This window comes from Planktotalea sp. (genome assembly GCF_018607965.1).
Taxonomy (GTDB): domain Bacteria; phylum Pseudomonadota; class Alphaproteobacteria; order Rhodobacterales; family Rhodobacteraceae; genus Planktotalea.
In genome coordinates this window covers 1-24,885 of the sequence record NZ_JABBAM010000077.1, presented here as the reverse complement: position 1 = coordinate 24,885, position 24,885 = coordinate 1, and the positions used below count along the sequence as shown (strand labels likewise).

Below are 24,885 nucleotides of genomic sequence, written 5' to 3'. Positions count from 1 at the left end.
CGCGAAGTTCGGATCGGTACGGGTGCACAATTCACCCACGATCAAGTTCGCGATATGATCTGTAACGGCGCTGTGATTTTTGACGATTGCGAAGCGAACCTTCGTTTGGAATTGATCCCGAATGACCCACGCAATTATGTGCCGCTTCCAGCGACCGTTGACTGCGTCATTCAAACCGCTGGAACAAACGAAGTCTTGAACCCTGTTCGTGAATTCTCGTCCGGTCAATCAAACGAGTTGATGATTGTTCGCGCGTGTATTCTCTACGATCCAGTCTTCCCGACATCCGAACTGGCTCTTGCACGATCCACAGACCAGAATGGTAAAAGCGCGCTCGTTGCCGTTTCTGCTTTCACCCAGGAACCGAGGTAATCGCTATGAAACAGCTAATCCTTTCAAAACTGCGCAGTTTTGCGCGTGAAACAAAAGCGAATGCGTCGATCGAGGCGATGATCATCTTCCCCGTCCTCTTCTGGGCCAACGCCGCGTCCTTCACTTACTATGAAGCCTATCGTGCTCAAGCGGTTGCAGAAAAAGCCGCGTATTCAGTCAGTGACATGATCAGCCGTGAAACGGCACCGATCACGCCAACGTATATGACCAATGCGCGCAATATCTACAAAGACCTGTCTGGTCTTAGCCCTGGGGACACCACCCTTCGCGTGACTTTGCTACGCTGGGACGGCAACAACAATGTCTTCAAAGTTGATTGGTCCAAGCGTCGCGGTGATATTCCCCGTCTGCGCACACGTGATGTAAGTGACTATGATGAATTGTTGCCACCGCTGATCGCAAACGAGCGTATCATCTTGGTGGAAACTGCGTCCGACTATGATCCCGCGTTCAACGTAGGTCTTGCCCCGCGCATCATCGAAACCTTCGTGTTCACGCGTCCGCGCTATGCACCTCAGATCGTTTGGGACGCCGAAGGTTAACCCGGTCCAAACACATCAAAATTGAAACCGCCGCGTTGAAGTATCTCAGCGCGGCGGTTTTTGTCTTAGGTTTGATCCCGCGCTGCGATCAATATCGCAAGGGCCTCAGCCATTCCTTTGGTTTGTGGCGCGCCAGTCACGCCGCCCACCCCTAAACGTTTGCCAAATCGCCAATACAATCCCAACGACCAACCACGTGGGCCCGATTCTTTCAGCGACACCAGAAATCCATTCGAAGGTTTGAAAGCAAACGCGCCCCGTTCTACACGCGCGATATTTGCGACCTCCGCCAACACAAAACCACCCTTGATGCGAAGCTCTGTTTGGGTCAGTTCAATCTCCTGCGCGGTGCTGGCATGCATCCGCATCGCTGCAAACAGCGAAACCAAACCACACAGGAACAAGCCAATTTGGGACACGCTAAACGGTACGGAAAGCGCAAGGTAAACCATCAATCCACCAAGCAAGGATAGCATCACTGTCCCCGTCCAGCGCCGTGGTGGCGATGCGGATAACTTTGCAATTATGGGGTCATTTGAGGGGTCAGACATGCCGTCGCCTTTTCAAGTCAAGAATTGGCGACGACCTCTATCCCTAGATCCAAGTGATTGCGATACCCAGTATTCGTGACGCGCCCCTTAGCGGCGCGCAACAACCTCTGCACCGCGCTCTTCTGGTTCATCATCCACCATCTCAGCGGGAAAGCCTCGCGCGGTCACATCAAGACCGGTTCTTTCCTCTAAGCGTTTGATAATGTTTGGCGAAAGTTCACGAGGGCCAAAGCGTTCGATCCCGTCATTGAAGATATCTATCAGCAAAGGGTTCAATTCTAACGGCACATTTGCACGATCAGCGACCGCTTGAAAAAGGCCGATATCTTTTGCGACAAGGTCCATCGTGAACGAAATATCGCGGCTGCCGTTCAAAATGATCTGGCTTTCCGTCTCATGTACAAAGGAATTTCCCGACGAAATACGGATCGCTTCGAACGCGGTAGCAAGGTCCATGTTGGCCCCTTTGGCAACGGTCAACGCTTCTGCGCAAGACACCAAATTGGCTGTTGCAAGGTAGTTCGTGATGACCTTCAAAATGCTTGCCGATCCCAGTTCGCCCGTGTGCAAAACGCGTCGTCCCATAATCGTAAGCAGGGGTAAAATGCGCTCGAACGTGTCGCGCTCGCACCCTGCAAAGATTGCGATGTTGCCCGTATCCGCGCGATGGCACCCGCCAGAGACGGGGCAATCCACTGCCGCACCGCCTGCTGCAATCACCTGTGTACCAAGGCGTTTGACCTCCGCCTCATCCGTGGTGGACATTTCCATCCAGATCTTGCCTGCGCAAACCTCTGGAAGCATCTCTTGCATCACCACGTCAGACGCCGCAGGGCTGGGCAAACACGTGATCACCGCATCGCAATCGCGCATCATCGCGGCCGGACTGCCCCCCGCCACCGAACCTTGCGCGACGAATGATGCAACAAGGTCAGCATCCAGATCATGCACCACCAAATCCGCCCCGTTGCGCAATAAACTGCCCGACAGTTTGCCGCCCACGTTCCCCAGCCCAATAAATCCGATTTTCATGTCTATCTCCTTGAAATTTAACACCAACCTAAAAAACCAATCTGCGACCCGTCGCGCCCATTCGCGACGCTTTTGCAATCGACTAAGCCCTTCGTGGTGCTCGCGTCTTGAGAGGCGAAAGTAGAATAAACACAGCCGATCTAACCTGATCATCAAAGGCAGAACGCAGTTGCAAAATTCTCTCAAAATCGGAACAAATCAATCTAAATTTCACAAATTACGAAACGTTCGTTCTGTCCAAGAGCATAAAACAGGCCTTTTACGGGTTTGACAGTTTCCATCCTCCACCCCATTCGGCTTCTTGGTATGCACGCGCGCGAAGGACAGAAGACATGTTTGAAACAATACTCGACATCACAGGCTTGGACATCACACCCAAAGCCGCATCTGTTTTTCTGGCCCTCGCTTTGGGCATCGCGTTTGGCATCTTGGCCGAGCGCACAAAATTCTGTTTCCGCAGCGCCCTCATCGGCGACGCCCGCCGAACGTCAATGGGCGTATGGCTCACGGCTTTGTCCTTTGCAATTATCGGAACCCAAGTCGCTGTTTTCGCGGAACTGATCACCTTTGAAGAGCACCGCTTCTTCGCGGCGGGTCTGCCAATCCTTGCGATCCTTGTGGGTGGTGTGATGTTTGGCGCAGGCATGGTTTTAACACGCGGCTGTGCATCGCGCCTGACTGTATTGGCAGGCACGGGCAATTTACGCGCCCTGTTCGTCATGATCCTTTTCGCGATCACAGCGCATGCGACGCTAAAGGGCGTCCTTGCCCCTATCCGTACCTCGCTTGGATCTGTGACTGTCGACCTCGGTTCGACGATTAGTTTCGCAGCGCTTCCCGGCGGCGCAGTGTTCTGGAGCGCACTTATCGTTCTTACAGCCCTCGGTTTCGCGTTTCGCTCTGGCATTCAAGCAAAGACATTCGTTCTGGCCGCAACCTTGGGCCTTTTGGTCCCTGCGGCTTGGGTCGGTACAGGTTTTGTCTTGTTCGACGAATTTGACCCCATCGCACTCGAAAGTCTGTCGTTCACATCACCAATGGCTGACAGCTTGTTCTGGTCCGTCGCGTCCACCTCGATCCCCGCAGGGTTTGGCACCGGACTGATCGGCGGCGTAGTGTCAGGGGCACTGCTTGCTTCACTGATCTTTGGCACGTTCAAATGGCAAAGCTTCGAAGACCCCGCCCAAACTGGCCGCTACATCGGTGGCGCTGTGCTGATGGGCATGGGCGGCGTTTTAGCAGGCGGTTGTACTGTTGGTGCAGGTTTAGCAGGTATTCCAACACTTAGCTTTGCAGCACTGATCGCGTTACTTGCCATTGCCGCAGGGACGTTTGCAGCCAACGCACTGCTGTCACGTGACGCGAACCGCACGCAGCGTAGCACTGCCTCGATCCTGCCTGCTGAGTAATCAAGCGCTAAGAAGCACAAGCCTGCGTCGCAACGCGCGCTCGTGCGTCGCTCTCAAACGTCCCGACGTACATCTTGCCGTTTTGCGTGACGTTTACCATCGCACCCGTGATTTCAGAGCCACTTACGGTGATTTGTCTCCCCGCTTGAGTATCATCCAGATCCGTCGTGAAACTGACCGGCATGTCCTTGGATACTTGTGACAGCTCTAGAGTTAAAACCTGATCACCGTCGCGTAATTTGCTGGCCTTAGTAACCTTATCCGCGCCAGAGGTCAGCTCAAACGGTTGAAAAACTTCAACGCCACTACCCTGCCCCGTAACATCAAAGATCAGCCCGCCACTTGAAGTCACAAGGTCTATCGTCACGGTCTTCGCCACACCTGCGCACGCATTGGTATCGGCGCTGATAACAAAACGATCTTTCGGCGCACCCTCAATAAAGCGCACCAACACATCCGCTTGAGAAGTCGATGCTAGAAGACAGGCAATTGCGCTAAACGTTGACAGAGTTTTCATGGCCATTTTCTTTTTGCTTCCAATCTTAAGTGTTGCACTCAAGACGAAAGGAAAGCCACCACATAAAAAAAGCCCCACCAAACGGGCAGGGCTTTTGTCGTGTCGTGTCGCTTCGGATCAGTCGATCAGCGGCAAAAGCTTGTTCAAGCTTTCTTTCGCATCACCGTAATACATGCGAGTGTTCTCTTTGTAGAACAGCGGGTTTTCGATGCCGGAATACCCCGTACCTTGACCACGCTTAGAGACGAACACCTGCTTGGCTTTCCAGCACTCCAAAACGGGCATGCCCGCGATGGGTGAATTTGGATCGTCCTGCGCCGCTGGGTTCACGATGTCATTGGAACCGATCACAATCGCAACGTCCGTTGTCGGGAAGTCGTCATTGATCTCGTCCATTTCCATCACGATGTCATAAGGCACTTTAGCCTCTGCCAGCAGAACATTCATGTGACCTGGCAAACGACCTGCAACAGGGTGGATCGCAAAGCGAACCGTCTTACCCTGAGCTCGCAACTTACGCACCAACTCGGCAACAGCCGCCTGTGCCTGTGCTACGGCCATGCCATAACCAGGGATCAGAATAACACTGTCCGCCTCATTCAACGCAGCGGCAACGCCATCCGTGTCGATTGCGATCTGCTCGCCCTCGACTGCCATCTGCTCACCCGCAGGTCCGCCAAAGCCGCCCAAGATAACGCTGATGAACGAACGGTTCATCGCTTTACACATGATATAGCTCAGGATCGCACCACTTGAGCCAACCAGCGCACCAACCACGATTAACAGGTCGTTCCCAAGGGAGAAACCAATCGCCGCAGCGGCCCAACCAGAATAACTGTTCAGCATCGAAACAACGACCGGCATATCCGCGCCGCCGATGCCCATGATCAGGTGATACCCGATGAACAAGGCCGCCAGCAGCATCAAGAACAACGGGAAGAAACCGCCGGTGTTGCAATACCAAACTAGCGTGATCAGCGACACACCAGCAGCCGCAGCATTCAGCATGTGACCGCCCGGAAGCTTTGTCGCTGCACTATCCACTTTGCCCGCCAACTTGCCGTAAGCAATGACAGAGCCCGTGAACGTAATCGCGCCAATGAAGATACCCAGGAACAGCTCAACCCGCAGAATGCCGATCTCAACGCCGTCTTTCTTGGCCAAGAGTGCGCCAAACCCCTCAAGTGCTTTCTTTTGCACATCGTCCATCGCCAAAACACGGCCCAGTTCGATATGTGCGATCAAGCCCACGAAAACCGCAGCCAAACCAACAAGCGAGTGCATCGCAGCCACCAGTTCTGGCATCTCGGTCATCTTTACCTTCGTCGCCAATTGATACCCAATTGCGCCACCACCAATGATCATCAAAAGCGACAGGAACCAATATCCTGCCCCCGGTCCGACCAGGGTTGCAGCCACTGCTAGCGCCATGCCGACAATGCCATACCATACCGCGCGCTTGGCGCTTTCCTGTCCCGACAAGCCACCCAAAGAGAGGATGAAAAGGACAGCCGAAACGACATAAGCCGCTGTTGTAAAACCAAATTCCATTTATCCAGCCTCCCTTAAGATTTCTGGAACATGGCGAGCATACGCCGTGTCACAAGAAAGCCGCCGAAAATGTTGATGCCCGTCATAAAGACCGACACCGCTGCGAGCAGGATCACCAAATAGGATCCCGATCCGATTTGCATCAGAGCACCCAAGATAATGATCGAAGAAATCGCGTTCGTGACCGCCATAAGGGGTGTGTGCAGCGAATGCGCCACGCCCCAAATGACTTGGAAGCCAACAAAAACAGACAAAACGAAGACGATAAAGTGCTGCATAAAGCTGGCAGGTGCCACAAGTCCGACACCCAGCAAAAGCACTGCGCCCACCGCAAGCAAAGTAACTTGCTGTTTGGTCTGCGCTTTGAATGCGGCTGTCTCTGCTGCACGTTTTTCTTCAGCCGTCAGCTCTTTGATCGGCTCTTTCTTCTGCGCTGCAATCGCCTGAATTTTCGGCGGTGGCGGTGGGAAGGTAATCTCGTTCTCAAACGTGACCGTCGCGCCGCGAATAACATCGTCTTCCATGTTATGATTGATCTGGCCGTCCTTTTCAGGGGTCAGGTCAGTCAGCATGTGACGAATGTTTGTCGCATAAAGCGTCGAGGCTTGCGCCGCCATACGAGATGGGAAATCGGTGTAGCCAATGATGGTCACGCCGTTATCCGTAACGATTTTCTCGTCCATCACAGTCAGCTTGCAGTTGCCACCTTTTTCAGCGGCCAAATCCACAATTACAGACCCCGGCTTCATGCTCTCGACCATATCTTTGGTCCAAAGCTCTGGCGCTTCGCGGTTCGGGATCAGGGCCGTCGTGATGACGATATCCATGTCCGGCGCAATCTCGCGGAACTTCGCAAGTTGTGCAGCAGCAAACTCAGGGCTGGACACAGCAGCATAGCCACCCGTCGCGGCACCATCAGCCTGCTCTTCGTTGAAATCAAGGAAGACGAACTCAGCGCCCATGCTTTCAACTTGCTCGGCCACTTCCGGGCGCACGTCAAATGCGTATGTAATCGCACCAAGCGATGTGGACGTGCCAATAGCGGCCAATCCAGCAACACCAGCGCCCACAACCAGAACCTTCGCAGGCGGAACTTTACCCGCTGCGGTGATCTGACCTGTGAAGAAACGTGGGAAGTTGTTACCCGCTTCAATGACAGCGCGGTAACCCGCAATATTCGCCATTGACGACAGCGCGTCCATTTTCTGAGCGCGCGATATACGTGGGACCATTTCCATGGCAATCACATTCGCGCCGACCTTCTTGGCCGCCGCCATACCTGCGTCATTCGCCGCTGGCGTAAAGAAAGAAATCAAGGTCTGACCGTCGCGCATACGCTTCAACTCAGCCTTTTCGGGCTGGCGCACTTTCGCGACAATATCCGCATCTTTCCATAGGGCTGCTGCGGTCTTTACGACCTCAACGCCAACCTCTTTATAAAGTGCATCCGAGAAGCCAGCATTCGCGCCCGCACCCGTCTCAATCACACAGTCATATCCGAGCTTTTGGAGCTGCAACGCGCTATCAGGCGTCATGCCGACACGATTTTCTCCCTCGAACACTTCCTTAGGCGTTCCAATTTTCAAAGACTTACCCCCTTGCAATAGTCAAAGCCAGTTCATCGGCCAAATGGCACAATGTTGATTACTTGAGTAAAGCGCAGGGGGCAGAGGCGCAAGCAGTGTCGCATTGCAATGCCGGACTGTCGCAAATTGGATGATTCACGCTACATCCAACACCTAACACTCTGACAATATTCAATAAATACATCACCAAAACCTTGTCGCAGACGCGCTTCTTCGTGTTCGATAAAGCGTTTCATTAGTACACCAATGAATACGGGAACAAACGCGAGCGCTAATAACGCATCCCAACGTAGAATCAGACCAATCAGGACCAGCACATCCCCCAAATATATCGGGTTGCGGCTCTGTGCGAAAATGCCGGATGTGACCAATGCGCTTGCGCTAAGATGCGGGATCACCGTCGTGCGGGACTTTCGCATTTCGGTTACGGCCATCAACATCAAGATCAAACCAGTTGCGATGAAAACGGTCCCCGCAAACCTTGCCCATTCCCCGCCAAAGCCTAATCCAAGCGGTAGGAATACGCTTTGCAACCAAGTAAGCGCACAAAATAGTGCCAACCAAATTGGCGGAATATCTATCAGTTTGGTCAATGGCAGTTTATTCAAACTCCATCTCCTCAAACACACGGCCTGCGTTCTTGGTCGCGAGTTCTTCAAATGTATCAAGCCGCGCATAGAGTGATTGATCGACATAATAGGCCTCAGCCAACTCACCACCGTTGTCCAAATGTGCACCGATTTGTGTGCGTAAGTGAACAAGATAATCTCGCGTGTAACGGCGCACTTGCTCCAAGTTCGTCGGATGGCCGTGGCCTGGAATAATATATGTCGGGTTCAGCGGTTCAAACGCAGTTTCCCATGTTTCGATCCAGCAGCTCGTGCAGGTGTAGGGAAAGATCGGCAACATGCGTTCATGAAACGCAATGTCGCCTGCAATCATCATCGACCACTGCGGGATCCAAACCTGCGTATCCCCGTGCCCATGGGCAGGTCCAAGATACAGCACCTCAAGCGTCACATCGCCCATCGTAACGACTTCTTTGTCCGTAAATTTGCGCGTCGGCTCAACCAAACGCGTGCCTTCGGCCTTGTCGCGATTATAGCGCTGCATGTTGGACAGGATTTGATACCCGCGCTCTGCTACCTCTGATGCCGCGTCTGCATGCATCAAGATATCCACACCCTGATCCACCCAATAGGAATTACCCAACATTGCGTGACCCTGCCCGTTCTCGTTGATCACAAGCTTGACGGGTTGCTCTGTCACGATCTTGATTTCGTCGTGCAGCGCTTTGGCAAGCAGCGCAGAAGCGCCGCCATTGATCACCACGACCCCGTCGCCCGTTACAACGAAACTTAGATTGTTATTGTGACCTGCGTTCTCATACGTCGGTGGTGCGGTTGCCCCGATCGCGGAAAACACGTGTGGGATCACCTCGACGGGTTTGGAATATAACACGGATTGTGGATATTGATCTGCGATATCTTCACTTGCATAAAGCGGCGCCGCGGTAAACGCCGCGAGGGCGATAAGTCTGTACATATTGGCCTCCCATGATTGCGGTACACATTCACAGAATTGAATGGGTATGTAAAGTGACGGAACGGCGCGCCTTGTCATGACGGGCTTGCGCGGTAGGGTAGCGTAAAAAGGGAGAGACATTATGGACCTATCTGGCAAACACGCCCTGATCACGGGCGGCGGCACGGGCATTGGCCTTGCAATAGCAAAAGCACTGGCCGAAGCTGGCGCGGAAGTAACAATCACGGGACGCCGCAAAGACGTTTTGGATGAGGTCGCAGGCGGTCGTATTCACGCAGTTGCAATGGACGTCGCCGATGAAGCATCCGTCGTGGATGGTTTTGCAGCAGCCGTTAACACGCGTGGCCCCATCGCTATTTGCGTGCCCAACGCAGGCATCGCCGAGGGTAAAGCGCTGCACAAGATGGACATGGAGTTCTGGCGTAAAATCATCGGCATTAACCTTGATGGTGCATATCTCACGATGCGCGAAGCGATGAAGTCCATGAACGGCCTCAACTATGGGCGCGTGATTGCCATTGCGTCTATTGCAGGCATCAAAGGTTTGAAAGGCGCACCAGCCTACACTGCGTCCAAGCACGGAATGATTGGCCTTATCAGGGGTCTAAGCGAGGATTACATGGCATCCCCCATCACGTTCAACGCGATTTGCCCCGGATATGTGGACACAGCGATTGTGTCGCAGAACACGGTGTCCATCGCGGCGCGTGCTGGGATTACCGAAAAACAGGCCCTGAAAATGATGGTCAAAACAAACCGCCACCAGCGCCTGATCACGCCCGAAGAAGTTGCCAATACCGTGATGTATCTGTGCTCTGACATGTCCGGTTCGATCAATGGCCAGACGATGGAGATCGCAGGCGGCCAGATGTAAATGCTAAGCCGCGACGCGCTCAACGCCTACTGCAAATCCTTGCCCCAGACCACGCATGTCGTGCAATGGGGCAACTCGGATGTGTGGAAAGTGGGTGGCAAGCTGTTTGCGGTTCTAGGCTGGTCAGACGGGGAAAGTGCGGCGACGTTCAAGGTAAGCGACCTTGCTTATGAAGTGTTAAGCGACATGCCCGGCATTCGCCCTGACCCTTATCTGGCATCGCGCGGGATGAAATGGGTACAAGTTTACGACGATCCCGGACTGCCCGACGACGAGCTGAAGTCCCATATCCAAGCGAGTTATGAGATGATCAAAGCCAAGCTGAGCAAGAAATTGCGAGTCGAGTTAGGTATGATTTAAAGGTGCGCTGTCGCGCGCTTGCGTGAGCACGCCGTGGGCGTGCGATTTGCCTCCGGCGGGGGATATTTGGGGAAAGGAGAAACCCTTTGTAGCTTTATATAGTGAGGCCACGCCCAAGCATCTGTGCGAGTTGTTTTGTACGTGATTTGTAGTCGCCATAACTTGGTTTTGGGTTTTTGAGGCCGAAATAAGAGGACATGATTGTTTGGGACGTCATATCGGGATCATCACAATAGATGTGACCCAGCGCCGCTTCATTTTCCAGCCAGTTTCGAAGTGCTACGCGAATGTGTGCACCAATGTTATCTGCAACATCTTTTACATTCGTTTCGTTTACTTCCATCAATTCATCGCCATGTTTGGCGTCTAGCAAAACAGCCTTCACTCCGTTTGGATCAAACGCATTAAATAGGCTTTGCAGCACGTCGACAGCAGTTCCTGAGGCAGCCAGAACCGCGTCTATATCGGCCGCAACTTTGGTAAGGTAGCCGATCGCTAAAAACCGAAAGACATCTTCTTTGCTTTGGAAATGAAGATACAGAGCCGGCCGTGACATTTCCGCCTTTACAGCGATCAATTGCATAGAGGTTTTGCGAAAACCGTGTTCAACAAAGACCTCGAATGCAGCCTGTGCAATCTCTTTTTGTTTATCTGTTTCAAGACCTCCAGTGCTCATGGGCCGTCTTCTGACAAAAAACATCTATTTTGTCAATTGACACCCTGACACTTTAACCTACTTCTATCAAAACACACGTGAGACTACCTCGATGGCGACGACACTCATAGTTAACGGCACTGCGCACAGTGTTGATCTTCCGGATGTTGTACCTTTGCTTTGGGTTCTCAGAGACGAGCTAAATCTGACAGGAACCAAGTTTGGGTGTGGCGTCGCAGCCTGTGGTGCCTGCACGGTCCACATCGACGGCGTCGCCGTGCGATCCTGTCAAACCGCGTTGTCTGATGTGGAGGGCGAGGTCACCACTATTGAGGGGCTCGGCACACCCGAAACGCTGCACGCACTCCAAGCAGCATGGGTTGAACATCAGGTCGCGCAATGCGGCTACTGCCAGTCCGGTCAAATCATGCAAGCCGCCAGCCTGCTTGCGGAAAACGCAGCCCCCACCGACGACGATATCGACGATGCGATGCAAGGTAACCTTTGCCGCTGTGGCACCTATCCCCGTATCCGTGCGGCGATCCACACCGCCGCAAAAGCAACGCAGGGAGCATAGATCATGGCCTCTTTCAAAAAAATCGCCCGTCGTACGTTCCTGATCGGGTCTGCAGCGATCGTTGGCGGCGTGGCCTTTGGCGCGTATAAATACACCCGTCCTTTGGTGAGCCCCCTAGAGGCTGGCCCGAATGAGGCCGCGCTGAACCCGTTCATTTTCATCGACCAAACCGGCGTCACGATCATCACGCCGCGCGCTGAAATGGGCCAAGGCGTGCACACGACGCTTGCTGCTCTTGCCGCAGAAGAGCTTGATATCGCTTGGGAAGATGTGCGCGTTTTGCATGGCCCGCCAGCCGCGGCCTATTATAACAGTGCTTTGATGCAGGCGACGCTACCGATCCCTGAATATTCCAAAAGCGCGTTCATGACGACGATTTCGCAGGCGCTAGGACAAGCAAACAAACTGCTTGGCTTACAGCTAACCGGCGGATCGACATCAATGATGGACGGCTATGAGCGCCTGCGCCATGCAGGTGCCTCTGCACGTGAGACGCTGAAACTGGCCGCCGCAGAAGCGCTCCAAGTGTCCGTGAACAGCCTTAGAACCCAGAACGGCCGCATCATCGCGCCCGACGGCAATTCGGTCAGCTATTCCGATATGGCCTCACGTGCCGCAGAAATTGATCCGCCTCAGGTGGAGCTGCGCCCGAAATCCGACTGGAAATACCTCGGCAAAACAATGCCGCGTGTTGATATGTTGGGCAAATCAACAGGCACCGCCGAATTCGGCATCGATGTGCGTGTGGAGGGCATGAAATTTGCCACGGTCCGCATGAACCCGCGTTTGGGGTTGCCGATGAAATCAATCGACACAAGCGCGGCTTTGGACATGGCAGGCGTGGAAAAGGTGATCGAACTTGACGGAGGTTTCGCTGTCGTTGCCACGAACACATGGCTCGCCTTCCAAGCGGCTGAAGCGGTTGAGGTCGAATGGGTCGCAGCGGCCTACCCGGCTGAACAAGACGCGATCTGGACAGCGATAGAAGACAGTTTCGAGAATAAAGCCAACTCGCAATTGCGCGATGATGGCGATGCGGATGCACCAATTGCAGGCGCGACCGAGATCAGCGCCGAATACCGCATGCCCTTCCTTGCGCACTCGACGATGGAGCCGATGAACGCCACCGCGCTCTTCACAGGCGACGCGCTAGAAGTCTGGTGTGGAAATCAAGGCCCAACGCTGATGCGCGACAAGTGCGCAGACGCAGTTGGCTTGGATGCGGAGCAAGTGACATTACACACAACCTTGATGGGCGGCAGTTTCGGACGGCGCAGCGAAATTGATTTTGGTGTTTTGGCTGCAAACGTCGCAAAAGAAATGCCCGGTGTTCCGATCCAGCTGACGTGGACACGCGAAGAAGATATGTCCCATGACGCGTTCCGCCCCGCAATTATGGGTCGCTACAAAGGCGCTGTGAAAGACGGGAAAGCAGTCTTGCTGGATGCAAAGGTCGCGGGTCCATCCGTGACCGCAAGCGCGATGAAGCGTCTTATGGGCTTCTCGGCTGCGGGTCCTGACAAAGTCCATGTCGAGGGTGCGTTTGATCAACCCTATAAAATCCCAAACTACCGTGTCACAGGGCATCTTACTGATATGGACATTCCACTTGGCTTCTGGCGCTCAGTCGGAAATTCAGTCAACGCGTTCATGCATGATAGCTTCTTGGATGAACTGGCCCACGCTGCAGGTACCGATCCGTTGGAATTCCGCCTTGATATGATGCGCAACGAACATGCGCCTTCTGCTGGCGTACTTGAAGCTGTGCGCGATATGTCGGGATGGACGGGTAAAACACCTGACGGGATCGGGCGGGGCGTTGCGTTCGCACATAGCTTTGGCACCCCAGTCGCGCAGGTGATCGAAGTCATTGATGAGGACGGTTCGATCCGAATGAACCGTGCGTGGATCGCTGCTGATTTGGGAACAATCCTTGATCCGGGCAACTTGGAAGCGCAGCTTTACGGCGGCATGATCTATGGTTTGTCCGCGGCAGCCTTTGGTGAAATCACCTTTGCAGATGGCGCGGTGGAGCAGCAAAACTTCCCTGACTACGACGCCCTGCGCATTCACAACGCACCCATCACTGAAGTGAAAGTGATGGAGAGTGTCGGTCAAATTGGCGGTGCTGGCGAACCCGGCACACCGCCATCAATGTCAGCGTTAACCAATGCAATCTTTGATCTTACAGGCAAGCGCGCCCGTACACTGCCCTTGATGCATGAGTTTGATCTACTGGTTTAAGCGCAGACCTTTTCCACCAACCGAAACGCGCCCTTTTCACCAAGGACGCGTTTTGCGTTTGCACATGTGCGCCTCGCCCCACCTGCGTCACATTTCATCCAAACCGTCTAAAACTTGTCTCAATCTGTGCGCAAATCCGCCCTGAACCGATTGTATCCATTTTGGAAACCGCATGGAAACGCACTGTTTCCAATGCGGGATACAGAACAGGACGACGGTAATGCCCAATGGATATCTTGTAACGCTCGGTGATGCTTCGCTTGATGTGAACGATACAATTAACGCCTCACAGGTGTTCTTTACGATTGCCCCCACCATCGGTGCAGGCAGTTGGCAATGGACAGGCGTCTGTGCGGGTAACGGCAGCACGTATTCAAATATCAACGACACGGGCATTTATTACGAAGCAACCGATGGAAACGTTTATTTTGTTCCAGACACTTGGTTCACCACCAGCGGCACAGCGATTGTCACCTCTGCCCCCGCCTATTCCATTCCAATAACTGTCGATGGCACCAGTGGCGATGATGTCATTGATGCAAGTTATACTGACAGTGACGGTGATCAAGTCGATGCAGGCGATGGCTCCGGCGCACTTGGAAATGAGGATACAATCAGCGCAGGTGACGGCAACGATAGTGTCGAGGCTGGCCTTGAGGACGACATCGTCTATGGCGGTGGCGGATCTGACACGCTTGAGGGCGACGCTGGCAACGACACGATTTACGGCGACAGTGACTTCATTGCGGGTGCCGGCGTTGCTGGCGATGACAGCATTTCAGGTGGTTCGGGCGACGATGTCATCTTTGGCGAAGATGGTAATGACACGATCAGCGGCGACGCTGGCAATGATGTCATCGATGGTGGTGCTGGTGCGGATTCAATAAGTGGCGGAGCAAACGATGATGTCATTGATGGCGGCGACGGCGCCGATACGATCAGTGGTGGCGTTGACAATGACACTCTGCGCGGCGGCGCAGGCGCAGATAGCATCGACGGTGATGCAGGCGACGACGTTATTGGATTAGGCGCATCTGTCGACGATTCAAAAACGCTTGATTGGGGCGGGCTCACGTCAAACGGCACTTTTGCGCTAACGGGTGCAACCGAAACACTGAACGTAACGATTGCCACAACAACCAATGGAACTGGTCAAACGGCGAACACCGCCACGCAAGGCTCACCCTCTGAAAGTGGTCTTTGGGTTTCTGGCATCACCGATCCCGTCACAACAACCCTGACATTCGATGGGCTCGTCGAAAACGCCAATTTCGAAATCTATGACTCGACCAGAATACAGGCAGCTGGGATGACCTACTGACCATCGTAGCGCTGGACGGCGACGGTAATTCTGTGCCCGTCGTTTTCTCCAACCTCAATGGGCTCCACTCCGTGAGCGGCGACAATCTGAACGCGGACGGAAATGCCAGCACAGGTGTCGAAACGTCTGGTGGAGCGGCCGACTCTGTCACAGTTGATATTGCGGGCCCCTTTCTGCAGCTCATCTTTACATTTGATAATGGCGAAAGCGCCACAAACAGCGGTCTGTTCGGCGTTGGTGATATGACGTTTGATTTCACCTCAAACTATGAAGGTGATCCTGACGACGACACGATGAACGGCGGAACAGGCAACGATTCAATCTATGGCGGGCGCGGTGACAATTCCCTATCTGGCGGCACTGGCAGCGATTTGCTTAATGGCCAAGCGGGCGACGATTTTTTCAACGTGGGCGAAGGCGACACCGCGATTGGCGGCGACGGCGATGACTATTTCCAATTGGTCGAACTTGGCGAAACGGGCGGTGCTGGCGCAAACATCTTCGTGCAAGGCGATGAGGGCGAAGAGACCCTTGGCGACACGCTGAACCTTGGCACGCTCGGTAACCGAAACGACATTATCTATTCGAACACCGACGATGCTGCAGGCGGTCTAAGTGGCACGCTTGTGCTGCAGGATGGCACCCTTCTAACTTTTGAAAATATTGAGAAAATCATCTGCTTCACTCCCGGAACGCTGATCGACACACCCTTTGGACCGCGCGCAATTGAAACTCTCAAAACTGGAGATTTGGTCGGCACCCGCGATGCAGGTCCACAGCCTATAAAATGGATGGGGTCGCGCACTCTGCCTTGCACACCAGACACGGCTCCGGTCCGTTTTGAGGCAGGCACACTAGATGGTCAAACCCAAGCATTGACCGTCTCGCCACAACACAGAATACTGATTTCACACTTTGCGTGCGAGCTGTTGTTTGGCGAGGATGAGGTTTTCTGTAGCGCCAAGCACATGCTGGTTGGTGCCGTCACACGTAATGCACAGAAGATGGTAACTTATATCCACCTCATGTTAGAACAACACCAAGTGATCACCGCGAACGGCATTGAAACGGAGAGCTTTCACGCAGGTCCAGAGGGTCTTAAAGCGCTCTCAGACACGTCAAAGGCTGATCTATTTCGCGCATTTCCAGACCTTAAGGTCGATCCCTACGCCTATGGCCGTACCGCACGGACATGTCTAAAGGCTCACGAAACCACACTATTGTTAGAAGAAATCGCATTAGCAGAAGCATGGCAAAACGAACGCCGCGCAGCCTAGGTGCCTATACATTTCGCGCGTTGGCAAACGCCTGGACGGCTGTACCGAACGCAGTGAACAGAGGCTGCGACACTGGATCCCCGTCCGCATTCCATTCCGGGTGCCACTGAACAGAAGCCGTAAATCCGGGCGCATCCTTTACATAAATCGCTTCGGGTGTCCCATCTTTGGCGTAACCGTCAATCACGATCCGCGCGCCCGTGTCTTTGATGCCCTGACCGTGCAACGTATTGGTCATCACTGTCGACGCACCGAAAATTCTGTGGAATAGGCCACCCTCGCTCAATGTAACATCATGGCGCAGCTCGAACTTTTCCTCAAGCGTGCCGTTGGGGGGCATACGGTGATTCATACGGCCCGGAAGATCGCGAATTTCCGGATAGAGCGAGCCCCCCATTGCGACATTCACCTCTTGGAAACCACGACAAATCCCAAGGAACGGTTGCCCCAATTCAACGCAGGCACGTATCAAGGGCAGCGCGATCGCATCGCGCGCGCGATCAAAGGTGCCGTAGGCGTCCGTCGCTTCTTCACCATATTCATCGGGATGCACGTTCGGACGACCGCCCGTGAACAAAAAACCGTCGCAGCGCGCCATTAATTCTTCGACGCTGACAAACCTAGGATCGGCAGGAATCAACAGCGGCATACAGCCAGAGACAGTCGCGATCGCCGTCGAATTCATCTCTCCCCCCGCGTGAACGGGATAGTCTTCATTAATCACATACGAATTCGAAATAATTCCTACGATTGGGCGCGACATGCCGTCTCCAAATAGTTGATCAAAGTTGTCACCTTATATCGCGGGCTTGCATGGGCTTGCAATGCAGCAGTTTGGGCGCATGAACTATATTCATGGACCATTTCAAAATCAACGAACCGGATTTTTTGCGCGCGCCCACACCAACATTAACGCGCATGCGCGAAACGGGTCCCCTTGTGGCCATAAAGATCCCGTTTATTGGCAAATGCTGGGTCACCACGACCGATGCCGCAGCCCGCGCGCTGTTAAAAGATGAAGTGCACTTTGTGCGCAATCCGGCCAACGCGGGTGGCCGTGACATTTCGCGATATTATTGGTTTTTGCCCCGCTTCATGGGCGTCCTCAACCGTAATATTCTTAGCCTTGATGGCACAGAACATGCGCGATTGCGCAAAGCGGTTGATCAACACTTTTCGCGCGGCGCGATTGATGCACTTCAACCCGAAATCAAACAAATTGCCGATGATCTTTTGGATCGCTTGGACAGTACTCAACCAATTGATATCACCAAAGAATACGCACAGATTTTACCGCTCGACGTTATCAGTAAACTCCTTGGGATATTGCCGGACCAGCGCACTGAGCTTGCGCGCGCCATCGCCCCGATTTCTGAACCGACGACTACTTGGAATATGCTGCGTGCAATGCCCGGCCTCTACAAATCGCTCAAACTGCTGCGCGCAGAGATTGAAACGATCCGCAAAACTCCGCGTGCAGGCTTGCTCTGTGAACTCATTCACGACGCTGAAAATAATTTAACCGACGACGAACTTGTCTCGCTCTCGTTTGTACTGTTCGTGGCGGGGCACGAGACGACGCTACACCTGATCTCTGATGCCATTTTCGGGTTGACCGAAAATACGCAGCATCGCGCGATTTTTCAATCAAACGATTCAGCCACAACCTTCCGCGCCGTGGAAAAATACATGCGCTTCTTTAGTCCAGTGATGATGACCAAGCCCTTGTTTGTACGCAAAGATCATGTATTCCATGGGCAAGCCGTCAAGCAAGGCGAAAAAATCTTAGCCTTGCTCATCGCGGCCAATCACGATCCTGAACGTTTCGAAAACGCGCAAATCGCAGAGCTAGGTCGCCGACCTAATGCGCACATCGGATTTGGTTTTGGCCCACATGTCTGTCTGGGAATGCACCTCGCGCGCGCAGAAGCCCAGATCGCCCTTGATCGGCTCTTTCAGCGGTATGCAGACGTTCAAAGGGCGCCACAAGATGCAGCGCCCGAATATACTCAACGATTTGGAATGCGCGGAATGCGCCGCTTGATGGTGCAATTGAAACCCTAGGCCACGCCGACGAGCCCTGCCGCCGCAAGACCAGCCATGCCTGCATCTGAATCATTGTCGGACGTGTCACCCGTAACGCCCAATGCACCAACGACCGCATCCCCGTCTTTGATCAGAATGCCGCCAGGCACAGGAACAACCTGTCCACCAAATGCACCGTTTACAGCGGCCATAAAATAAGCCTGCTGCTCTGCACGCGCCATTTGCGCAGATCCCGGCATTCCAAGCATGACCGCACCGTAGGCTTTGCCTTGCGCAATCGCGTAACGACCCGGGGATGCACCATCTTGGCGTTCAAACGCGATCAGGTGCCCGCCTGCATCAAGAACCGCAACCGACAAAGGCTTTAGCCCCATTTTTGCGCCAGCGTCCAAAGTCGCTGCAATTGCAGCACGTGCTTGATCTAAAGTAACAGCCATTTCAGTGCTCACTTTCTAAGAAATCACAAATTAGGAGGAATTCGTTAGGTGTTAGGCAACGCTCGCTTTCAGTTCCAAGCGACGCGCGTGCAAAACGGGTTCTGTGTACCCAGAAGGCTGCGTGCGCCCTTCAAAGACCAGCTCACACGCCGCTTTGTAAGCAATCGTATCAAAGCCCGGTGCCATCTTGCGGTACAGGTTATCGCCCGCGTTTTGACGATCGACAACATCTGCCATCTTCTCCATCGCTGCGCGCACTTGGTCTTCGCTCACCACATCGTGGTGCAACCAGTTGGCCAACGCTTGGGATGAAATACGGCATGTCGCGCGGTCTTCCATAAGACCGATGTCATTGATATCTGGTACTTTTGAACACCCAACACCTTGGTCGATCCAGCGCACTACATAGCCCAAGATACCTTGTGCGTTGTTCTCAACTTCGCGCTGAAGCTGCTCTGGCGTCCAGTTGGAATACTTCGCAAGCGGAATTTCCAGCAAGGTTTGCACGTTCGCGCGGCGCCCCCCTGCTTTGATCTTGTCCTGAACGGCCAGCACAGCAACCTTGTGATAATGCAGCGCATGGAGTGTCGCAGCTGTCGGGCTAGGCACCCACGCACAGGTCGCACCAGATTTCGGATGATCGATCTTTTGCTCAAGCATAGCCGCCATCAAGTCAGGCATCGCCCACATGCCTTTGCCGATCTGCGCGCGACCCTTCAGACCACATTCCAAACCGATATCAACGTTGAGGTTTTCATACGCACCGATCCACGCCTTGCGCTTGATGAAATCTTTGCGGCTAAACGGGCCAGCCTCCATGGACGTGTGAATTTCGTCACCCGTGCGATCCAAGAAACCTGTGTTGATGAAAGCCACGCGCGACTTTGCGGCGCGGATACATTCCTTAAGGTTGGCCGACGTGCGGCGTTCCTCGTCCATAATGCCGATCTTAACGGTGTTGCGCGCAAGACCAAGAATATCTTCGACCTTGGCGAAAATTTCATCAGAGAACGCGACTTCGACGGAACCATGCATCTTTGGCTTCACAATATAGACCGAGCCATGTACCGAATTTCCGCTGTCGCGCTTCAGGTCGTGCATCGCAATCATCACGGTGCACAGCGCATCCATAAGGCCCTCGCCGATTTCCAGACCATCGCGATCAAGGATCGCTGGGTTCGTCATCAAATGCCCAACATTGCGGATCCAAAGCAACGCACGTCCCTTTAGGGTCACGTCATTGCCGTCCGCGCCGACGTACGTGCGATCGTCATTCAAACGGCGGGTCATCATAGAGCCACCCTTTTCGAACGTTTCTTCCAAATCACCCTTCATCAGACCCAGCCAGTTGGAATAGGCCCCGACTTTGTCCTCTGCATCAACACAAGCAACACTGTCTTCACAATCCATAATCGCGGACAGCGCGCTTTCCAAAACGACGTCCGCAAGACCGGCTTGATCACGGCTTCCGATAGGGTGCGTGCGGTCAAAAACCAGCTCAACATGTAAGCCGTTGTTCTTTAAGATCACGGCGCTTGGTGCCTTCGCGTGACCTTGATACCCCACGAATTGCGCAGGATCACTCAGGGGAAGGTCGTCAATCAGCAGCGCGCCGTCTTGCACGTGATACCGGCGTACATCCGCGTGGGATGCGCCCTCAATCGGGAATGTTTCGTCTAGGAAAACACGGGCACGCGCAACAACACGGCCACCGCGACCTTTGTCATAGCCGCCTTTCTTAGGCAGGCTACCCATGGCGTCGGTGCCATAGAAACCATCATACAGGCTACCCCAACGCGCGTTCGCCGCGTTCAGCGCAAAGCGCGCGTTCGTGACAGGAACAACAAGCTGGGACCCCGGCGTGCTTGCGATCTCTGGATCGACGTTTTTTGTGTCGATCTCAAAGTCATCGCCCTCAGCCTCAAGATACCCAATCTCGCGCAGGAACGCCAAATAGTCATCCTCGGACGCACCTTTGTTGGCGATGTGCCACGCGTCCACTTTGCCCTGCATATCTTCGCGGATTTGCAGCAACTCTCGGTTCTTTGGACCCAAGGCATGCGCCATGTCGGACAAACCGGACCAAAACGCGTCCGCGCTAACATCGGTGCCCTCAAGTGCGCGTTTCTCAATAAAATCTGCGAGAACCGTGTCGACCTGAAGTCCGTGCTTTTCGATGCGCTGCGTCATGTTGTGCTCCGTTTTTCTTAAATTCCCGACCGATCTACGTCAAAAATCTAGCTCTGGCAACGCAAACTGACATTTTGGTAAAATAAAATTACCAATTTATCTGATTTATGAGTGTCAGCTTCAAATATATCCGATTAATCCGACGTTACTTTCTTCTGTTTCGCGAGGTTTCGGCACCGATCTGAACAAAATTTAACGTTCTCCCAATCACGGGCCCATTTCTTGCGCCACGCAAATGGACGCGCACAAGTTTCGCACATCTTGCTTGGTAGATCTTGCTTTTTGACACCTTTTGGCATGCCACCCTCTTTCCCTTGCCCCTGCCCGTCACTGCGATAACCTGCATCTAAACTGACAGGAGTTTCCAATGCGCGATGCGGCCCCCCAAACGATATACCTAGATGACTACACGCCCTTTGGCTTCAAAGTGGACGAGGTAAATCTAACGTTCAAACTGGCCCCAACCGCAACACGCGTCATTTCCCGCATCAGGTTTTCACCGCTTCCTGAGGCCACAAACAAGATGTTTTTCCTTCATGGGGAACAACTTGACCTCAAATGGGCGAAAATCAATGGCACCGCGATTAACCCCACGATCACGCCAGAGGGTCTTACCGCAGACGCTCCAACTGAGCCCTTCACGTTTGAGGCAGAAGTTGAAATCAGTCCACAAACCAACACAGCACTTGAGGGCCTCTATATGTCCAGCGGCATGTATTGCACCCAGTGCGAGGCCGAAGGCTTTCGCAAGATCACATATTACCCCGATCGCCCTGATGTTATGTCCACGTTCACAGTCCGCGTAGAAGGTCCGCACCCTGTGTTGCTTTCAAACGGCAATCCCGGCACGTCAGGTGAAAACTTCGCGCAATGGCACGATCCTTGGCCCAAGCCTGCCTATCTGTTTGCGCTCGTCGCGGGCGAATTGATCGCGCATCCCGACCGCTTCACCACGATGTCTGGTAAAGACGTGGAGTTGAACATTTACGTGCGCAAAGGCGACGAAGACAAATGCGCGTTCGGCATGGAAGCGCTGAAAAAATCCATGATCTGGGACGAAAAAGTCTATGGGCGCGAATATGACCTAGATATCTTCAACATTGTCGCTGTCGATGATTTCAACATGGGCGCGATGGAGAATAAAGGCCTGAACGTCTTCAACTCGTCGTGCGTGCTGGCGTCGCCCGAAACATCCACGGATGATAATTTCGAACGTATCGAAGCGATCATCGCCCATGAATATTTCCACAATTGGACCGGCAACCGCATCACCTGTCGCGATTGGTTCCAGCTCTGCTTGAAAGAGGGTCTGACGGTTTACCGCGACAGCCAGTTCACCTCTGACATGCGCTCTGCCTCTGTGAAACGTATCCATGACGTCATTGATCTACGCGGCCGTCAGTTTGCAGAGGATCGTGGCCCCCTAGCCCATGCTGTGCGCCCCGATAACTTTGTCGAGATCAACAATTTCTACACCGCGACCGTCTACGAAAAAGGCGCAGAAGTCATTGGCATGCTCAAATTGCTCGTCGGTGACAAGGCCTATGCCAAAGCGCTCGACCTCTATTTCACCCGCCACGATGGCCAAGCCTGCACAATTGAAGGCTGGCTACAGGTCTTCGAGGACGTCACGGGCCGCAACCTGAAACGCTTCAAACGCTGGTACACTTCCGCAGGCACGCCGCATTTGCATGTGAAGGAAAGCTATAAGAACGGCCGTTACAAACTGACGTTCCGCCAAGAGACACCGCCCACCCCCGGTCAGCCGCAGAAAAAGCCGCGCGTCATTCCAATCGCGATTGGACTGCTCGGCGAGGACGGCAGCGAAGTTGTATCCACCCAAGTTCTGGAAATGAACAAGCGTCAGCAAGCGTTCAAATGGGAAGGCCTTAGCGCCAAACCAACCCCGTCGATCCTGCGCGGTTTCTCTGCCCCTGTGATCCTCGAGCGCGACACGAATGACGAAGAACGCGCATTCTTGTTTGCCCGTGACACGGATCCCTTCAATCGCTGGGAAGCAGGTCGTGAGTTGGCAAAATCCACACTACTGGCGATGATCAAAAACGGATCACCGCCCAGTGCGGGCTATCTTAACGGCGTGCACACAGTTCTACGCGACGAAACGCTGGACCCTGATACGCGCGCGCTGATGTTAAGTCTGCCAAGCCAATCCGAACTCACCCAAGCGCTCGCGGATGCAGGTCAGACCCCAGATCCACAAGCGATTCACGACGCAAGCCAAACTCTGAAACTGACGCTTGCGCAGCATATGCAAAATACCCTGCCGCGCATTTATGCCGCCTGTCAGGTCGCTGGTCCCTATTCGCCCGATCCTGTTTCCATCGGCAAACGTGCGCTTGCGATCACCGCATTGTCACTGGGATCGCGTCTTGATGGTGGCAAGGCTGCACAAGTCCAATATGACAGCGCCGACAATATGACGCTGCAAATGTCTGCACTGAGCTGTCTGTTGCGCGAAAATGTTGGCACAGCTGCGTTGAACGCCTTTTATGCACAGTGGAAAGACAATCGTCTGGTCATGGACAAATGGTTCGGACTTCAAGTTGCTTGTGCCGCACCAGAAGATGCCGCCGATGTCGCGGCAAAGCTGACACAGCATTCCGACTTTGACCTGAAAAATCCCAATCGTTTCCGCGCCACACTTGGAGCACTTGCGGCGCATCACGCAGGCTTCCATCATATTTCGGGCAAAGGCTACACATTGCTGGCCGATTGGTTGATCAAACTCGACCCGCTCAATCCGCAAACAACGGCCCGCATGTGTTCGGCATTCCAAACGTGGAAACGCTATGATCCCGCGCGCCAAGCGATGATGAAGACCGAAGTTGAACGCATTTTGGCCCAGCCTACACTGAGCCGTGACACATCTGAAATGCTAACCCGAATCCGCGACGCGTGAGCGCGTACACCTTCACAAGATCCGCGCGCAACCCGCGCGCGGTGGCTTGGGTTGTGCTTTGGTGGATCATTCTGTTGGCGATCTACTTTGCGCTGAATGCCGCGCCCATCATCGTGCTGGTTCTAGCCTGCATTAGCCTGCCCGCACTGTTTGATATCGGCGCAGGTTCAACGTCGGAATTTCAAATCACACAGGCCCAGATCAAATGGCGCTCGGGCCGTCGCGGTGGGCATTTACCTCGTGGACAGCTCAAATCCGTTCGACTGGATACGCGCTTGGACCTATCCCTGCGCATGACGTTGATCACATACCAAGGTGGCAAGGTGCGCCTGCCCTATGAATGTGTTCCGCCCACCGATACCATCATCGCAGCACTTACCGCGCACGATATCCCGCACGAGCGACATCACTTTACTCTTATGTCTTAGGGGCGCGCTTTTGGGCGCACGGATTTCAATGTCCGGCAATATGTCTGCTTGCGCGTCCACGCCGAAATATCCTTGCGTTTTGAACTGATCCGCATCGGGCCCCAATCCGCAGCGACGCCGCGCCAGCGCTTGTCTTTGCTCGCCATCACCTTGTCACGTGGCATGACCACGGTCAGAATTCGGATCGCGCAGCTTAGGTTAGACGGCCCATGCTTCAACCCTTCGCGACTGGGAGACGTACACTTATACCCCCGCGCCGTGGCAGGTAAAATTTGCAACAACCCATACCAACGCCCATTCCCCCCAACCGCCGCTTGGCGATAGGTGCTTTCATGCTTGGCCAGCGCAGACATAAAGCCTGCCCAAAACGCTGCGCGCCCATTCTCATCCGCATCTGGATAAGCAGGACACCAATCCGCAATATCGCGCG

Annotated in this window: 25 protein-coding genes; 12 read left to right on the top strand and 13 right to left on the bottom strand. The window is 53.9% G+C overall.

The window, feature by feature from the left end; genetic code table 11:
- Both QZ279_RS07455 and QZ279_RS07450 read left to right on the top strand, forming a co-directional pair.
- Window positions 1–372: pilus assembly protein (locus tag QZ279_RS07455; RefSeq protein WP_293449663.1), on the top strand; the 372-nt coding region annotated here is incomplete at its 5' end.
- 5 nt (window positions 373–377) lie between these two features.
- A complete protein-coding gene (locus QZ279_RS07450; RefSeq protein ID WP_293449662.1) occupies window positions 378–935 on the top strand; it encodes a hypothetical protein in 558 nt (185 codons plus the stop codon).
- A 65-nt stretch (window positions 936–1,000) separates the two neighbouring features.
- On the opposite strand, the gene QZ279_RS07445 is transcribed toward QZ279_RS07450, so the two are convergent.
- Both QZ279_RS07445 and QZ279_RS07440 read right to left on the bottom strand, forming a co-directional pair.
- Entirely contained in the window at window positions 1,001–1,486 is a 486-nt protein-coding gene (locus QZ279_RS07445; RefSeq protein WP_293449661.1) for a hypothetical protein, read from the bottom strand.
- Window positions 1,487–1,573: 87 nt separating this feature from the next.
- Complete coding sequence (locus tag QZ279_RS07440; protein ID WP_293449660.1) at window positions 1,574–2,518, bottom strand: NAD(P)-dependent oxidoreductase; 945 nt, start codon at window positions 2,516–2,518, stop codon at window positions 1,574–1,576.
- 332 nt (window positions 2,519–2,850) lie between these two features.
- Here QZ279_RS07440 and QZ279_RS07435 point away from each other — a divergent pair, with 332 nt between their 5' ends.
- Window positions 2,851–3,927, top strand: a complete 1,077-nt coding sequence (locus tag QZ279_RS07435) for a YeeE/YedE family protein (RefSeq protein ID WP_293449659.1) — start codon at window positions 2,851–2,853, stop codon at window positions 3,925–3,927.
- Between the two features lie 7 nt (window positions 3,928–3,934).
- Here QZ279_RS07435 and QZ279_RS07430 read toward each other — a convergent pair whose 3' ends face one another.
- From QZ279_RS07430 to QZ279_RS07410, 5 genes are all read right to left on the bottom strand, one after another.
- Window positions 3,935–4,444: a hypothetical protein gene (locus tag QZ279_RS07430; RefSeq protein ID WP_293449658.1), complete on the bottom strand. Its 510-nt coding sequence runs from the start codon at window positions 4,442–4,444 to the stop codon at window positions 3,935–3,937.
- A gap of 117 nt (window positions 4,445–4,561) precedes the next feature.
- Window positions 4,562–5,995 (bottom strand): NAD(P)(+) transhydrogenase (Re/Si-specific) subunit beta, encoded by a 1,434-nt coding sequence (locus QZ279_RS07425; RefSeq protein ID WP_293449657.1) that lies wholly within the window; start codon window positions 5,993–5,995, stop codon window positions 4,562–4,564.
- A 14-nt stretch (window positions 5,996–6,009) separates the two neighbouring features.
- Complete coding sequence (locus QZ279_RS07420) at window positions 6,010–7,581, bottom strand: Re/Si-specific NAD(P)(+) transhydrogenase subunit alpha (protein ID WP_293449656.1); 1,572 nt, start codon at window positions 7,579–7,581, stop codon at window positions 6,010–6,012.
- Window positions 7,582–7,721: 140 nt separating this feature from the next.
- Window positions 7,722–8,189 (bottom strand): isoprenylcysteine carboxylmethyltransferase family protein, encoded by a 468-nt coding sequence (locus QZ279_RS07415; RefSeq protein ID WP_293449655.1) that lies wholly within the window; start codon window positions 8,187–8,189, stop codon window positions 7,722–7,724.
- Window positions 8,182–9,126, bottom strand: coding sequence for an MBL fold metallo-hydrolase (locus QZ279_RS07410; protein WP_293449654.1), 945 nt, complete (start codon window positions 9,124–9,126; stop codon window positions 8,182–8,184). Before QZ279_RS07410 ends, QZ279_RS07415 begins: the two co-directional genes overlap by 8 nt.
- A 121-nt stretch (window positions 9,127–9,247) precedes the next feature.
- On the opposite strand from QZ279_RS07410, the gene QZ279_RS07405 reads away from it, so the two are divergent.
- Together QZ279_RS07405 and QZ279_RS07400 are read left to right on the top strand one after the other, a co-directional pair.
- A complete protein-coding gene (locus tag QZ279_RS07405; protein ID WP_293449653.1) occupies window positions 9,248–10,000 on the top strand; it encodes an SDR family oxidoreductase in 753 nt (250 codons plus the stop codon).
- Window positions 10,001–10,360 (top strand): MmcQ/YjbR family DNA-binding protein, encoded by a 360-nt coding sequence (locus tag QZ279_RS07400; RefSeq protein ID WP_293449652.1) that lies wholly within the window; start codon window positions 10,001–10,003, stop codon window positions 10,358–10,360.
- A gap of 94 nt (window positions 10,361–10,454) precedes the next feature.
- Here QZ279_RS07400 and QZ279_RS07395 read toward each other — a convergent pair whose 3' ends face one another.
- Window positions 10,455–11,036 carry a TetR/AcrR family transcriptional regulator gene (locus QZ279_RS07395; protein WP_293449651.1) on the bottom strand — a complete coding sequence of 194 codons (582 nt, stop codon included), beginning with the start codon at window positions 11,034–11,036 and terminating at the stop codon, window positions 10,455–10,457.
- Window positions 11,037–11,127: 91 nt separating this feature from the next.
- Here QZ279_RS07395 and QZ279_RS07390 point away from each other — a divergent pair, with 91 nt between their 5' ends.
- The 4 genes from QZ279_RS07390 (at window position 11,128) to QZ279_RS07375 (ending at window position 16,434) form a co-directional block, all read left to right on the top strand.
- Complete coding sequence (locus QZ279_RS07390) at window positions 11,128–11,592, top strand: (2Fe-2S)-binding protein (protein ID WP_293449650.1); 465 nt, start codon at window positions 11,128–11,130, stop codon at window positions 11,590–11,592.
- A 3-nt stretch (window positions 11,593–11,595) separates the two neighbouring features.
- Window positions 11,596–13,836: a molybdopterin cofactor-binding domain-containing protein gene (locus QZ279_RS07385; RefSeq protein WP_293449649.1), complete on the top strand. Its 2,241-nt coding sequence runs from the start codon at window positions 11,596–11,598 to the stop codon at window positions 13,834–13,836.
- A gap of 220 nt (window positions 13,837–14,056) precedes the next feature.
- Window positions 14,057–15,157, top strand: coding sequence for a calcium-binding protein (locus QZ279_RS07380; RefSeq protein ID WP_293449647.1), 1,101 nt, complete (start codon window positions 14,057–14,059; stop codon window positions 15,155–15,157).
- Window positions 15,158–15,228: 71 nt separating this feature from the next.
- Window positions 15,229–16,434 carry a Hint domain-containing protein gene (locus tag QZ279_RS07375; protein ID WP_293449645.1) on the top strand — a complete coding sequence of 402 codons (1,206 nt, stop codon included), beginning with the start codon at window positions 15,229–15,231 and terminating at the stop codon, window positions 16,432–16,434.
- A 4-nt stretch (window positions 16,435–16,438) separates the two neighbouring features.
- On the opposite strand, the gene QZ279_RS07370 is transcribed toward QZ279_RS07375, so the two are convergent.
- Window positions 16,439–17,197 carry a gamma-glutamyl-gamma-aminobutyrate hydrolase family protein gene (locus QZ279_RS07370; RefSeq protein WP_293449644.1) on the bottom strand — a complete coding sequence of 253 codons (759 nt, stop codon included), beginning with the start codon at window positions 17,195–17,197 and terminating at the stop codon, window positions 16,439–16,441.
- 92 nt (window positions 17,198–17,289) lie between these two features.
- Here QZ279_RS07370 and QZ279_RS07365 point away from each other — a divergent pair, with 92 nt between their 5' ends.
- Window positions 17,290–18,498: a cytochrome P450 gene (locus QZ279_RS07365; RefSeq protein ID WP_293449643.1), complete on the top strand. Its 1,209-nt coding sequence runs from the start codon at window positions 17,290–17,292 to the stop codon at window positions 18,496–18,498.
- Here QZ279_RS07365 and QZ279_RS07360 read toward each other — a convergent pair.
- The 3 genes from QZ279_RS07360 to QZ279_RS07350 form a co-directional block, all read right to left on the bottom strand.
- Window positions 18,495–18,917: a heme-binding protein gene (locus QZ279_RS07360; protein WP_293449641.1), complete on the bottom strand. Its 423-nt coding sequence runs from the start codon at window positions 18,915–18,917 to the stop codon at window positions 18,495–18,497. The genes QZ279_RS07365 and QZ279_RS07360 overlap by 4 nt on opposite strands.
- A 51-nt stretch (window positions 18,918–18,968) precedes the next feature.
- Entirely contained in the window at window positions 18,969–21,107 is a 2,139-nt protein-coding gene (locus tag QZ279_RS07355; protein WP_293449639.1) for a malate synthase G, read from the bottom strand.
- A gap of 134 nt (window positions 21,108–21,241) precedes the next feature.
- Window positions 21,242–21,406: a DUF2256 domain-containing protein gene (locus QZ279_RS07350; RefSeq protein WP_293449637.1), complete on the bottom strand. Its 165-nt coding sequence runs from the start codon at window positions 21,404–21,406 to the stop codon at window positions 21,242–21,244.
- 68 nt (window positions 21,407–21,474) lie between these two features.
- Here QZ279_RS07350 and pepN point away from each other — a divergent pair, with 68 nt between their 5' ends.
- Both pepN and QZ279_RS07340 read left to right on the top strand, forming a co-directional pair.
- Window positions 21,475–24,027, top strand: coding sequence for an aminopeptidase N (gene pepN / locus QZ279_RS07345; RefSeq protein WP_293449635.1), 2,553 nt, complete (start codon window positions 21,475–21,477; stop codon window positions 24,025–24,027).
- Complete coding sequence (locus QZ279_RS07340) at window positions 24,024–24,455, top strand: hypothetical protein (protein WP_293449633.1); 432 nt, start codon at window positions 24,024–24,026, stop codon at window positions 24,453–24,455. Before pepN ends, QZ279_RS07340 begins: the two co-directional genes overlap by 4 nt.
- Here the strand turns inward: QZ279_RS07340 and QZ279_RS07335 are convergent.
- Window positions 24,452–24,885, bottom strand: a 434-nt coding sequence (locus QZ279_RS07335; RefSeq protein ID WP_293449631.1) for a transglycosylase SLT domain-containing protein, incomplete at its 5' end; no start/stop codon positions are given. The two genes, QZ279_RS07340 and QZ279_RS07335, sit on opposite strands and share 4 nt — an antisense overlap.

Excerpts from the sequence above, each read along its gene's own strand:
- QZ279_RS07350 (WP_293449637.1), bottom strand. The coding sequence starts at position 21,406 with ATGCCAAAAGGTGTCAAAAAGCAAGATCTACCAAGCAAGATGTGCGAA.
- QZ279_RS07395 (WP_293449651.1), bottom strand. The coding sequence starts at position 11,036 with ATGAGCACTGGAGGTCTTGAAACAGATAAACAAAAAGAGATTGCACAG.
- QZ279_RS07380 (WP_293449647.1), top strand. The coding sequence starts at position 14,057 with ATGCCCAATGGATATCTTGTAACGCTCGGTGATGCTTCGCTTGATGTG.
- QZ279_RS07445 (WP_293449661.1), bottom strand. The coding sequence starts at position 1,486 with ATGTCTGACCCCTCAAATGACCCCATAATTGCAAAGTTATCCGCATCG.
- QZ279_RS07410 (WP_293449654.1), bottom strand. The coding sequence starts at position 9,126 with ATGTACAGACTTATCGCCCTCGCGGCGTTTACCGCGGCGCCGCTTTAT.
- QZ279_RS07435 (WP_293449659.1), top strand. The coding sequence starts at position 2,851 with ATGTTTGAAACAATACTCGACATCACAGGCTTGGACATCACACCCAAA.
- QZ279_RS07390 (WP_293449650.1), top strand. The coding sequence starts at position 11,128 with ATGGCGACGACACTCATAGTTAACGGCACTGCGCACAGTGTTGATCTT.
- QZ279_RS07370 (WP_293449644.1), bottom strand. The coding sequence starts at position 17,197 with ATGTCGCGCCCAATCGTAGGAATTATTTCGAATTCGTATGTGATTAAT.
- QZ279_RS07450 (WP_293449662.1), top strand. The coding sequence starts at position 378 with ATGAAACAGCTAATCCTTTCAAAACTGCGCAGTTTTGCGCGTGAAACA.
- QZ279_RS07355 (WP_293449639.1), bottom strand. The coding sequence starts at position 21,107 with ATGACGCAGCGCATCGAAAAGCACGGACTTCAGGTCGACACGGTTCTC.
- QZ279_RS07400 (WP_293449652.1), top strand. The coding sequence starts at position 10,001 with ATGCTAAGCCGCGACGCGCTCAACGCCTACTGCAAATCCTTGCCCCAG.
- QZ279_RS07365 (WP_293449643.1), top strand. The coding sequence starts at position 17,290 with ATGGACCATTTCAAAATCAACGAACCGGATTTTTTGCGCGCGCCCACA.
- pepN (WP_293449635.1), top strand. The coding sequence starts at position 21,475 with ATGCGCGATGCGGCCCCCCAAACGATATACCTAGATGACTACACGCCC.
- QZ279_RS07360 (WP_293449641.1), bottom strand. The coding sequence starts at position 18,917 with ATGGCTGTTACTTTAGATCAAGCACGTGCTGCAATTGCAGCGACTTTG.
- QZ279_RS07430 (WP_293449658.1), bottom strand. The coding sequence starts at position 4,444 with ATGAAAACTCTGTCAACGTTTAGCGCAATTGCCTGTCTTCTAGCATCG.
- QZ279_RS07425 (WP_293449657.1), bottom strand. The coding sequence starts at position 5,995 with ATGGAATTTGGTTTTACAACAGCGGCTTATGTCGTTTCGGCTGTCCTT.
- QZ279_RS07405 (WP_293449653.1), top strand. The coding sequence starts at position 9,248 with ATGGACCTATCTGGCAAACACGCCCTGATCACGGGCGGCGGCACGGGC.
- QZ279_RS07440 (WP_293449660.1), bottom strand. The coding sequence starts at position 2,518 with ATGAAAATCGGATTTATTGGGCTGGGGAACGTGGGCGGCAAACTGTCG.
- QZ279_RS07385 (WP_293449649.1), top strand. The coding sequence starts at position 11,596 with ATGGCCTCTTTCAAAAAAATCGCCCGTCGTACGTTCCTGATCGGGTCT.